At 44.0% G+C, this 12023-nt stretch carries 12 protein-coding genes; 4 read left to right on the forward strand and 8 right to left on the reverse strand.

Going from position 1 to position 12023, the window contains the following annotated elements:
- Window positions 1–98: 98 nt before the first annotated feature.
- Window positions 99–1103, reverse strand: coding sequence for a biotin synthase BioB (gene bioB / locus G3570_RS06460; protein WP_165140455.1), 1005 nt, complete (start codon window positions 1101–1103; stop codon window positions 99–101).
- A gap of 396 nt (window positions 1104–1499) precedes the next feature.
- Between bioB and G3570_RS06465 the strand changes: the two genes are divergently transcribed.
- Both G3570_RS06465 and G3570_RS06470 read left to right on the forward strand, forming a co-directional pair.
- Window positions 1500–2207 carry an alpha/beta hydrolase gene (locus tag G3570_RS06465; protein WP_165140457.1) on the forward strand — a complete coding sequence of 236 codons (708 nt, stop codon included), beginning with the start codon at window positions 1500–1502 and terminating at the stop codon, window positions 2205–2207.
- A gap of 111 nt (window positions 2208–2318) precedes the next feature.
- Window positions 2319–2996: a response regulator transcription factor gene (locus G3570_RS06470; RefSeq protein ID WP_165140459.1), complete on the forward strand. Its 678-nt coding sequence runs from the start codon at window positions 2319–2321 to the stop codon at window positions 2994–2996.
- A gap of 18 nt (window positions 2997–3014) precedes the next feature.
- Here G3570_RS06470 and G3570_RS06475 read toward each other — a convergent pair whose 3' ends face one another.
- Complete coding sequence (locus tag G3570_RS06475) at window positions 3015–3455, reverse strand: CBS domain-containing protein (RefSeq protein WP_165140461.1); 441 nt, start codon at window positions 3453–3455, stop codon at window positions 3015–3017.
- An 87-nt stretch (window positions 3456–3542) separates the two neighbouring features.
- Here G3570_RS06475 and G3570_RS06480 point away from each other — a divergent pair, with 87 nt between their 5' ends.
- The gene (locus G3570_RS06480; protein WP_165140463.1) at window positions 3543–4235 is read left to right on the forward strand and encodes a TrmH family RNA methyltransferase; all 693 of its coding nucleotides are present in this window, start codon (window positions 3543–3545) and stop codon (window positions 4233–4235) included.
- Window positions 4236–4659: 424 nt separating this feature from the next.
- Here the strand turns inward: G3570_RS06480 and G3570_RS06485 are convergent, their stop codons facing one another.
- From G3570_RS06485 to G3570_RS06510, 6 genes are all read right to left on the reverse strand, one after another.
- Window positions 4660–6048, reverse strand: a complete 1389-nt coding sequence (locus G3570_RS06485; RefSeq protein WP_165140465.1) for a M28 family metallopeptidase — start codon at window positions 6046–6048, stop codon at window positions 4660–4662.
- A gap of 136 nt (window positions 6049–6184) precedes the next feature.
- On the reverse strand, window positions 6185–7159 hold the full coding sequence (locus G3570_RS06490) for a M23 family metallopeptidase (RefSeq protein ID WP_165140467.1): 975 nt from the start codon (window positions 7157–7159) through the stop codon (window positions 6185–6187).
- Window positions 7160–7258: 99 nt separating this feature from the next.
- Window positions 7259–8287: an HPr(Ser) kinase/phosphatase gene (hprK, locus tag G3570_RS06495; protein ID WP_165140469.1), complete on the reverse strand. Its 1029-nt coding sequence runs from the start codon at window positions 8285–8287 to the stop codon at window positions 7259–7261.
- 10 nt (window positions 8288–8297) lie between these two features.
- Window positions 8298–8597 carry a ribosome hibernation-promoting factor, HPF/YfiA family gene (gene hpf, locus G3570_RS06500; protein ID WP_165140471.1) on the reverse strand — a complete coding sequence of 100 codons (300 nt, stop codon included), beginning with the start codon at window positions 8595–8597 and terminating at the stop codon, window positions 8298–8300.
- A 15-nt stretch (window positions 8598–8612) separates the two neighbouring features.
- Window positions 8613–9530: a site-specific tyrosine recombinase/integron integrase gene (gene xerA / locus G3570_RS06505; protein ID WP_165140473.1), complete on the reverse strand. Its 918-nt coding sequence runs from the start codon at window positions 9528–9530 to the stop codon at window positions 8613–8615.
- A 54-nt stretch (window positions 9531–9584) separates the two neighbouring features.
- On the reverse strand, window positions 9585–10754 hold the full coding sequence (locus tag G3570_RS06510) for a glycosyltransferase family 2 protein (protein WP_249066876.1): 1170 nt from the start codon (window positions 10752–10754) through the stop codon (window positions 9585–9587).
- Between the two features lie 109 nt (window positions 10755–10863).
- On the opposite strand from G3570_RS06510, the gene G3570_RS06515 reads away from it, so the two are divergent.
- Window positions 10864–11955: a hypothetical protein gene (locus tag G3570_RS06515; protein ID WP_165140477.1), complete on the forward strand. Its 1092-nt coding sequence runs from the start codon at window positions 10864–10866 to the stop codon at window positions 11953–11955.
- Window positions 11956–12023: the final 68 nt, after the last annotated feature.

Genomic DNA, 12023 nt, shown 5'->3' on the forward strand with positions numbered 1-12023 from the left:
ACTGAATTTTCTCAAATACTTTTTCTTAAATACTATTGATAAATTTGCCTTCTGCCTTCTGCCTTCTGACCCACTGTTCACTGACAACTGACCACTGCCTACTCAGCAGCTTCAACTTTCTCGGGCACATGTTCCTTCTTGGCATTTTTGAAAGCCTCTCGAGGAGTAAGTCCCAGAATCTCAAACATGCGCTTGTCTTCTTCAAGCTCATTGTTTTCGGTTGTCAGCAGCTTCTCTCCGGTAAAGATAGAGTTGGCACCCGCCATAAAGCAATGTGCCTGCTCTTCCATACTCATGTTTACACGTCCGGCTGACAGGCGAACCATGGAATCGGGCATGGTGATACGGGCTGTGGCAATCATACGTGCCATATCATACCAGGGAACTTTGGGCTGGTTTTCCATAGGGGTGCCTTCCACAGCAATCAGTGCATTGATGGGCACCGATTCGGGATGTTGTGGCATGGTAGATAGGTTGTGAATCAGTTCAATGCGATCTTCGTCCGTTTCGCCCATACCGACAATGCCACCACAGCAAACACTTATGTTATTATTGCGGACCGTCTCCAAAGTTTCCAGCCGGTCTTCATAGCTTCTGGTTGAAATGATGCGATTATAGAAATCTTCGCTGGTATCGAGATTGTGATTGTAGGCGTACAAGCCGGCTTCTTTCAATTTGGCAGCCTGTTCGTCGGTCAGCATACCCAAGGTGCAGCAGACTTCCATATCCATGTCGGTTATCTCACGCACCATATCCAATACCTTGTCAAAATCTTTCGTCTTGCGTGCATTTCGCCAGGCAGCTCCCATGCAAAATCGTGTGCTGCCGGCTTCCTTGGCTTTTTGTGCCGCACCCAGGATCTCCTCGGAGTCAAGCATTTTTCCTGGCTCAACATCGGTGTTGTAGCGGGCTGATTGAGGACAGTAGGCACAGTCTTCGGGACATCCGCCGGTTTTTATAGATAGCAAAGTACAGACCTGAACTTCGCCGGTATCATGATGTTCGCGGTGCACGGTTGCAGCCCGGTAGATAAGATCCATCAAAGGGGAGTGGTACAGGTCGGAAATTTCTTCTTTAGTCCAGTCGGTTCTGAGCTCTGCCATAAGAGTAGGTATGTTTGCTTGTATCAAATTTTAAAAGTCATCCCAAAAGTAATAGTGAAGAGGCGTAAATCCCAATATGATTTTTTGTAAGGAGTAAGGAGTAATAAATGAAAAGGCAGAAGATGGCATCCAGAATAAATTCAAGAATGTAAGTAGTGCATGGATTCAAAATGTACTTTTGAAAGAATTTGGGAACTGTAAAGCAAAATCATCAGCTTGTTCCAGCATCCAGCATCCAGCATCCAGCATCCAGCATCCAGCATCCAGCATCCAGCATCCAATCTCTAACTTCCAGCTTCCGGCATTTCCTGTTAGGGAGCAATCAAAAATTTTCTATATTCTGTTTACAAGGTCCTACAGTGCCAACAACTATTTAAATCATAGATCTCTGTTTGAATGTCAGAAGTTTTGTCTACCGGTAAAAGTTCATTTAAGATTGAGGTACCCTATAAGCTGATCGAGACGGGTGAAAAAGGGAAGAAACCGCTGATAGTTTACCTGCATGGCTTCAATCAAAACATCAAATATTTCAGGCAAAAGGTGGAAGCCCTGACTGATCTCCGGGCCTATCATCTCTTTATTCAGGCACCCTATCCCATATATGATCGAGAACATAAAAGAAAAGTACCGGAATGGGGACGGGCCTGGTATTTGTATGACGGAGATCAGCAACAGTTTATCAAATCACTGGAACTGGCTTCCGAGTTTGTTCAGGAGGTCATTGACAATATCCTAAATCACATTGATGTAAACCGGCTGGCTATGGTAGGTTATTCCATGGGCGGATATCTCGCCGGATATTTTGCCTTGTCACGTTGGAAGCATGTCAATGATCTGGTAGTCATCGGGGGAAGAATTAAAACGGAGGTATTTGAACAGAAAGCAGGTAATTACGACCATATGAATGTTCTGGCTCTTCACGGTTCCAAAGACGAAAGCGTGAAAAGCGAACCCCAGCAAAATTCTGCTGAAGAGTTGAAAAATATGGGTGCAAAAGTCACCTTTAAAGAGCTGGATGAAGGCCATAAATTGAACAATGCTTATATTACAGAGACGAAAGAATGGATGAAATCTTTAGGGTATAAAGAAGGATCGGATATTTAATTATGAATAGTTTCTTTTACTTTGGCATGTTAATAGTGATATGTTTATAATCTATTGATTTTAGTAAAAGTGTGTTAATCAAGATACAGTATAACTTAACCATAGCAGGCAATGGATGTATTAGTCATAGAAGACGATCAATCAGTACGGGTACTTGTACGGGCGGTGTTGGAGAAGAATGGAAATTCGGTGGCCCAGGCCGACAATGCTGCTGAGGGACAGGAACTTGCATTCAATAATGAGTATGATATAATTATTCTGGATCTCGGTTTGCCGGATGGAAACGGCTATGACATCTGTAAGAACATACGGGATCAGGACATTACCACACCGGTGCTAATTCTTTCAGCCGAACAGGAAACCGATGTCAAAGTCAAGTGTTTGAAGGTCGGGGCTGATGACTATCTCACTAAGCCATTCAATCCTGAAGAGCTTATGGCCAGGGTAGAGGCAATAACCCGCAGAAGCACGGATGCTTCCGGTGAACAGGTTCTGAATTGCGGAGAGCTGCAGGTCAAGCTGCTGGAGCGTGAATTCTATGTCGATGGTACTGAGGTAGATCTTACCAACAACGAATTCAACTTGCTGGTATATCTACTCAAAAATAAGAACCGCATCATCAGCCAGGAAGAGATTGCCGAAAAGGTATGGGACATCCACTTTGATACCCAAACAAACTATATCAACGTATATATCAGCTACCTGCGCAAGAAAATCCGCGATCATACGGAAAACGATTATATTGAGACCGTACGAAAGAAAGGATTCGTTCTGCGCTGCGAAGACTGATCTAATATAGTTTGATTCTTATCCGGGATAGGAACCGCCGGAGATATAATCTCTTAGGTTGTGAATCTCTACCTTTTGCTTGGTTATCACGGCTTTTACTAAATCACCGATGGAGATAACGCCAACGACCTTCCCATTTTCTACAACCGGCAGGTGACGGAATTTTCGATCCGTCATGAGGGCCATACAGGTATCTACAGTATCTGTTGGCTGTACGGTATACAGGTCGGAGGTCATGATTTCTCTGACAGCAGTCGTTTTTGATCGGCGACCTTTTAGAATTACCTTATTGCGATAATCCCGCTCTGTAATAATGCCTTTTAGTTTTTCACCTTCCATAACCAGCAGGGCACCTATGTCTTTATCCGCCATTTTCTTTATAGCATCGTATACGGTATCTTCCGGTTCGATATCAAAGACTTTGGTTCCCTTTTCATTTAGGATATTTCGTATCAGCATAAGCCCCCCTTTTTAGTGAAATGATACATACGAACATATATTATACTATATAACGATAAATAAATCAGAAATAAAACAGCCTGACTCATGGAAATGACGCTTAAAGAAGAGCTGATAGATTATTTGAGGGATTTTGTCACCGAGGAAAGATGGGATACCCTCAATGGAGTCCTTAGTGAGCGTACCCGGCATATTACGGTGGTTCTGGAGGATATTTATCAATCACATAACGCAAGTGCCGTATTGAGAAGCTGTGACTGTTTTGGCATACAGGATGTCTATATCATTGAAAATGACCATGATTTTAGCCTCAGCAAAGGAGTGACCATCGGTTCTGACCGGTGGCTAAGTTTGCATAAATATCGTGCAGAGGGGAGAGATAATACGCTGAACTGTTTTGAAGACCTTCGGAATCAGGGCTACCGTATTATAGCAACCACGCCACATGAAGAAGACGTCACGATCGATCAACTTCCGGTAGATTCCAAAACGGCTCTCGTTTTTGGAGCAGAACTGCCGGGATTATCAGAACGGGCAAAACAGAATGCCGACGGCTTTGTTAAAATACCTATTTACGGTTTTAGTGAAAGTTATAATGTATCGGTAAGTGCTGCACTTTGCCTATATGAGCTCACCAAAAGGATGCGTCAAAACGAGGATCCTGATTACTGGCAACTTAACGAAAAAGAAAAGACCGACTTGAGACTCGACTGGCTGGAAAAGTCTATCAGAGCTTCTGAACAGCTGAAGCAGAAGTTTTTGAAGGAACGTGAAAGTTAAGAAGGGAGAAGGGAGAAGGACAGTTAGCAGTGTTTCAAGTTATCAGATATCAGTTAATATGAGTCAGGGGAACTGGCACGGTTCAGAGCGGAGCGAGAGCTGCCTGCGCCGCTACAGGGTGGACGACAAAGGCTATTTGATTTTTTAATTCATCTCATCACTTATCTCATCGATCGCTCTGCGGTCAATGTTGAACCGGACGCTCCACGTCCATCACTTTTAAATTGAATTCAGAGGTGTTTTCAATCCTGACAATAGTAAGCCTACAACGGGAGTAAAACTCCCTTAGAGCCAAAAACTTCAAATTTCAATGTGAGACGTGAAACGTAGATGCAGATTTCGGTTTGAATTATTAAAAATAAAAACCATGCTGTTCCAGCATCCAGCATCCAGCATCCAGCATCCAGCATCCAGCATCCAGCATTTATCTCGGAAGCGTCTTCTCCGCATCTGCAGCCACATAAGCCATAACCGCCATGGTGGCTATGCACTTGTTGTACTCTTCGGCACTCAGCTTGTCTATAGTATCAGCAGCCGTGTGATGGTACCAGAAATAGCGCGACCCGTCGACTACGAGTCCCATACCCGGCACGCCTTCTCTCATAATAGGACCAATATCGGCACCACCGCCGCCACGGGTGATGTTATTCGATCCGATGGGCTCAAGAAGCTTTCCGATTTCTTTAATCATGGCAAAAGCTTCATCCGAACCGCTGAATCCAAAGCCTTTGGGCTCAAATACCCCTCCGTCTGACTCCATGGCAAGAATATGATTTTCCAGGGAACCGTTTCCCATAACCATATCGCGGTAAGCATTTCCACCTCGCAGGCCATTTTCTTCATTGGTCCACATCACAACCCTAATCGTTCGTTTCGGCCTAAGGCCAAGTTCTTTCATAATTCGGAGGGCTTCCCAGGCGGCGAAGCATCCGCCGGCATCATCCATAACGCCTTGTCCGACATCCCACGAATCAATATGCCCTCCAAAGACAACAATTTCTTCGGGATTTTCTGATCCTTTCATTTCGGCAATAATATTGCGTGATGTAGCATTGGGAAGGGTTTTGGCGTCCATTTCCAAAAGTATTCGAATGGTTTCACCCCGGTCGCTCATACGATGGATCATCGCGGCGTCTTCAAGGGTTATCGCCGCATGTGGGATCTTTTTGACCCCATCTTCATAACGGGATGTACCGGTATGGGGAGTTTGCATGGAATACGGTCCGACTGATCTGATAAGACTGGCCACAGCACCGACTTTTGCAGCTTCAACGGCTCCGCGAAGCCGGTATTGAACGGTTTGGCCATAGGTCGTGAAAGGAACATCATAGAGTACAATTTTCCCTTCCGCCTGATCGGCTTTCTCTTTTAAATCCTCGAAACTGCTCACGACCAGTACCTCGGCTTCAATGCCTTCTTCAGGAGTGGCTACGCTTCCGCCCAATCCGAGCATGGGTAGATTTTTTTTGCGGGGACTCATAAGTGTTGCTGACTCTTCGCCGCGAACCCAGTATGGCACCTTCACATCCTGAGTGAATACCCGGTCAAAACCGTCTTTCTTCATTTCATTAACAATCCAGTCGATTGAATTCTCAAGGCTCTCGGACCCGCTGAAGCGATGTCCGAATCGATCAGCGAACTGTGTGAGATATTCAAACTTTTGATTATCCTTCATCGCAGCGTTAATAATCTTTTCTGCATCATCACGATAAGCCTCTATGTCAACATGTTCTTGGGCATAGACTGTACTGTTGAAACCGGTAGCGCTAAACAGGAAGAGGAGGGTAAAGCAAATAAGTCTTATAGATTTCATGCTTTCTTATAATTGATTGGAATGTTCAGTTGAAGAAAAATAAAAATTGATTAAAATGTCTAAGAAAAATTGTACAAAATAAAAAAGGCCTGATGAAACAGGCCTTTCGTGTAAAATATTAAAATCAGCTAAAATATTAATCCAGTGATTTGGTGCTTGTTTCTGCAATTTCTTTGTACATCACAAATTCCTGAGGAGAAGTATCCGCAAACAGGTAATTGATGGGATCGATAGCTTTATTGTCTTTGTAAACTTCATAGTGTAGGTGAGGGCCTTCTGCAAGTCCGCTGCTGCCTGAGTAACCAATTACATCGCCGCGTTTAACCTTACTGCCGGGTTTGATGCCTTTCCCGAAGGCGGATAGGTGAGCATACCTGGATTCATAGCCGAATCCGTGATCGATAATAACCAGCTGTCCGTATGTTCCTTTTCTGCGAGCCAGTTTAATAACCCCGTCACCGGTTGCGTAAATCTCATCCCCGACGTTGGCACGGAAATCAAGTCCCTCATGCATGCGACGATATCCCAGCATAGGATGAAGCCGCATTCCGTAACCGCTCAGAATGATTCCCTTAGTGGGCTTGATGGCGGGAACGTGCTTCATTTTGCTCTGATTGTCGTTGTAGTAACTCTTAATCTCATTGAAACTCAGCTTCTGAATATTGATGCTGCGTTCCAGGCTCTCCAGATTTTCTTCGGTCCATTTCAGTATTTCAGCAGTCTCCTTGCTGTAAACATCCATATCGGAATAAACATCGGCACCACCGGTACCAGCTTTCCGTTCATCATAGGGGATGGGTTCCATGCCTAACACGGATCGATACATTTCATTATCGGCACGGGCAAGCTGCTTTACTTCGGAATCAAGATTTTTAATGGAAACTTTTGTTTGCTGAAGCTGATCGATGAGGGCCTGATTTTCAGCTTTTAAAGCTATTTCTGCCGGTGTACCTACTGAAAATGAGAGAATGGAAATACCTACACCAGTTAATACTACACCGCAAAGTATCCATACACAGGCTGTATAGATTATTCGCTCCAGAGTATTGTACTCTATTGGAACGAATTCACAGTTGTCCCCGTCGTAGTAAAAATAATTTTTCAAAGCCATCTGTTTTTAGTTACAAGAGAGCGTAGTTGTATAAATGTTACAAATGCGACCTAAAATACTCATAAAATTATCTATTATAAAGTTTAAGTCACGTACAATTTATTCTATATCTCCTTCAAAATACTCGACCGCACGAGTCGGAATATTGCCTTCACCTTTCTTGGTGGCAATGGATTTTTTCACCTTTTCCTGGAAGGCTTCTGCGGCATCATAACCGTAATGGCGCAGCAAATAGTTCATTGCTATAACTTCGGCGATTACGGTGATATTTTTTCCCGGTGTAATTGGCAGGTTGATCAGGGGAATATCAACACCTAGGACGGATGTCTTATCACGATTTAACCCGGTTCTTTCAATATCCTCTGACTCATCCCAAAGGGAAAGTTCGAGCACGATTTCCAGGCGCTTCTGGTAGCGAATGGCACGAATACCAAACATCGACATGATGTCAATGATGCCCAAACCGCGAATCTCCATAAAGTGTTTATTCATTTCGGAGGCTGAGGTCATGAGTACGTTGTGCTTTTTCGTCAGCATCACCACATCGTCGGCCACAAGGCGGTGACCGCGTTCTACTAGGTCAAGTGCCACTTCGCTTTTACCGATACCTGACTTACCGGCAATCAAAATGCCGATTCCGTAGACATCAACCATGGAACCGTGAACCATCGTTTGCAGGGCAAACTGGTCTTCCAGAAAATCACGAATGAGGGCCATGAATTGAGTGGTCTCCACAGGTGTGCGAAAAACAGGAATACCTTCCTTTTTCGCCATATCCAGCAGATAAACGGGTAGTTTGTTGCTGTCGGTGAGAAATATGACCGGCAAATTGAATTGGACGATATTAGCAAAAGCCTCTTTTTGTTTCTCCCTGGAAAGGTACTCCAAGTACCTGCTTTCGGTATTGCCTATGACCTGTATTCTCTGATGGGTAAACAATTCAATATAACCGGCCAATGCCAATCCGGGGCGGTGCAGGTCCGCCTCGGTTACGCTGCGATCGTCACAGCAATCTTCGGCAACACAAGCCTCCAGCTCAATGTGAACTTGTTCCTGCACCTTTTCAACAAGATAGCTTACGCTGATCTCTTTTTTCTTGGGTATCGGCTCGTGATTACCAAAGGGCATAGAGAGGGTATTAGTAGTTGGCTAAATTTTTATCCTTATATTTTTTGAGCTGCCGGCTGACGTTATCAACCACGTCATTAATAGCTTTCTCATAACTTGAAGCTTTTTCTTTAGCATTGATAAGCTTCTGGGGTACTTTCACATTCAGTTCGGCTTGTTGGGGATTCTCATCATCGGGGACCGGTTGAAGTATGATATCACAGGTAACGATACGATCATAGAACTGGTCCAGCTTTTGTACTGCATCAACAGCATAGGTGTGAAGTTCTTTACTTGCATCAAAGTGTCTTGCCGTGAATGTAGTCTTCATAAGTTTCCTCTTATTTTATTGATTAGCTCTAGGGTGTGCTAGTTCGTAAACATTCTTCAATCGTTCAACGCTAGTATGTGTATAAACTTGCGTAGCAGCCAGGTTGGCATGTCCGAGCAATTCCTTAATTACTCGGATGTCAGCTCCTTTATCCAGCAGGTGCGTGGCAAAGCTGTGACGCAGCACGTGCGGACTTTTCTGAGTAACCTCACTGGTTTTCATCAGGTAATCCTTGACTAGCCGCTGCACCGCACGATCATAGATACGTTGTCCTCCTGAAGCAAGAAAGAGTGCTTTCCGGGCATCGGCATCGGATCTGTCTCCAAAAAGTTCGGTTCGGCTGCGAAGATGATTCATTAATGCTTCAAGGGCGCTCTTGCCGACCGGTACTATTCGCTGTTTGGATCCTTTACCCAGAACCTTAATCTGCTTGAGCTCAATGTTAACATCCCCGGTATTTAGCCCAACCATTTCGCTCAGACGAATACCTGTACTATAAAACAGCTCAAGTATGGCACGATCCTGAGCGCTTCGCGGGTTGTCGCCTTCTGCCTGTTCCATCATTCGGTCCAGATCTTCAGGCGTCGCCGTTACCGGTAGAGATTTATTTTTTTTAGGTACAATAAGCAAATGGGCCGGATTTCTTTCGATTAAACCGCGTTTGAATGCGTATTTAAAAAATGATCTCAGAGCAGCAACCTTTCGGGCAATGGAACTCTTTGCATAATCCTGCTCTGTTAGCTCTCCAAGCCACAATCGAATAGTCAATCGTTCAATGCTATTGATGTCGGTTTCTGAACTTTCTAAACCGAAATGCTGTGAAAGAAATTCCAGAAATTGATTTAAATCATTCTTGTAAGACGTTATGGTATGTTTGGAAGCATTTCGCTCTATCCTGAGGTATTTGAGATATTTGTCAATAGCTGATTTCATTAGCTCTAATATGGATACTTCTGCAGAAAAAATAAAACCGGAAATGAAATTACACTAATTTATCGTGCGTCCTTTCCAGGAGCTTTTTTTTCCGGAAAAATGATTGATAACCAGCTTTATTCCCAGTCTTTGAAACCAAAGCACGGCCAATGGATGCAGGAAAGCATAGATGGGTTTCCAATCGAACCAGCGGGCTAATAAAAACCTGTGAAGAAGGATGACGGCAATGCATATTCCGGAAAGCAGGACAAGTATTATATTGTTTGTAATTATTCCTATCGGCAGGGCAACAAAAGGCAGTACAAAAACTACGATATGAAGGAGTGCCATAAATAGGAAAAGAGCTATGTTGTAGTCGAATCCGGCAAGAAAGTTTTTAGAAAATCCACTTTCCAGCTCTTTCCCGGAGGTATACATGCGGCAGCTGATGGAAGCTTCACCGTGATACATTTTCATCTTCAGACCTTTTTCTTTGATTCTTTTCGCTAAGGCAACATCTTCCACGACCTCATCCTTTACTGCAGCATGACCACCGATGCTTTTGTAGGCCGATCTCTTGAACGCCATGCATTGACCGCATGCAGCTGCGAAAAGTGGACGCACATTGGGTTTTAATATGTCCGGCACCCAAGCCGGTACCTTGTGTACATATCGGGCGGGTAGGAGACTTAAAAGGGCATAGTAGACAAGTGGAATTACGGTTTTTTCCCAGAAAGTGCCCAGTTTTTGCTTGGGCCAAACAGTCAGGAAATCAACCACATCGCGACCCATCGACCGCACAATCTTTGATACCATATCCTCCTCAAGCCAGGTATCGGCATCAATAAATATCAGTATATTACCTTCTGCCTCTTCAGAAAGCTGCTGGCATGCCCATGGTTTACCGAGCCAGTTTTTAGGTTTCGGCCTGCCCTTGATCACTTTCAGAGTGTGAGGTTTTGAGTCTACAAGTTCCTTTAGAATTAGGGGGGTATTGTCAGTGGATTCATCATCCAGTACAATCACTTCAAAATTGGGGTAGCTCTGTATCAGTGCAGATTCCAGGCATTTCTGAATGACGTTCTCCTCGTTTCTTGCGGGGATAAGGATGCTCACTTTAGGCGACTCCTTGTCAAAGCTTTTACTTTGAGCCGGCAGCAGCGGACCAAAATCCCTGCGATTCAGAAAGAATATCATCGAAGTTATTGCAAGGTATATAACCGCTATGTAGAGTAAATAGATCATCAAGATAAAGTAGGGTGAACCGTGCAAATTATAAAAGGGTTTCGGACGGACTCAAAAAAACAAAAATTGATTTGTAGCTGAACTGTTCAAGTATTTTATTAGCTCACCTATGCAGATAATCTCAAATCCAGATAAAGATTGTGCAACTCCCTCGAAACCAGCGGGGGGATATGAATGGTGGTATTTTGATGCCATAGATAAATCCACCGGTTATGCTTTGGTTGTTATTTTCTATCAGGGCAACCCTTTCTCAAACAGGTATATCAGGGAACTGGAAGATAATAGCAGAAGCGAAGATGCCAGGCCTTCCCAATTTCCGGCTATAAGTATCTCATTGTACAAAAATCAGGAACCTGTTTACTACAGTTTTACTGAGTATCCTGAGAATGAAGCTATATTTGATTCTGACAAAGCTAAGGCATCAGTAGGGTACAATACTTTTGAAGCTGAATCTACCGGCTCTGATTTGAAATACTCACTATCACTTGATGAAGAACTGCCATCGGGAGATAAATTGAATGCGGATCTTACTTTCAGCAGCAGTCTGAAGTTATCCGGCGATTTTCAGGAAGAAAAAGAAAATAGCGGGGGAGGTCACACCTGGAATCTGGTCATGCCCTTGGCAGATGTAGAAGGTTCCTTAAGAGTATACCGTAATGAGGAAGTTACGCATTCCGCCATGTTCGATGGAGTGGGGTATCACGATCACAACACCGGATACGAACCCATGAAGGATGAATTCAGGGATTGGTACTGGGGGAGGTATCATTTTAAGTCGGCTACATTGGTATATTACGTGATGAACAGGCAGAATTTGCAACAGTATCGGGGCTGGCTGATAGGAAATGAGAAAGGAGAGATATTGAAGAGGTTCGAAGATATTGAACTGAGAGATAAGGGACTCTCGATATTTGGACTGCATGTTGCCCGAAAACTGGTGCTCGGAAACGGGTCTACCTGGGCAGTGATACAACAAAGCTATTCACTGGATAACGGACCTTTTTACCGCCGATTCATGAGTGAAGCTTTTTTATCTTTGGGGGAGAGTGTCGAGAGAAGCACCGGGTTCTCAGAGTATATCTATCCCTCACGCATTTATTGGAGATTTCTTTGGCCCCTCGTTGACATGAGAATTCGATACAAGAAGGAGAAGCCGCACTGGGTGCAAAAGTCAGGGAGGCTCTATCGCTGGACCTGGTGATCTATTTTAAAAAAGGCAGGTTATGTCGGATTTGACTTAATACGAAAATAGACTTAGTACCGGATAAG

It is taken from the genome of Halalkalibaculum roseum (assembly GCF_011059145.1).
GTDB classification, from domain to species: Bacteria; Bacteroidota; Rhodothermia; order Balneolales; family Balneolaceae; genus Halalkalibaculum; species Halalkalibaculum roseum.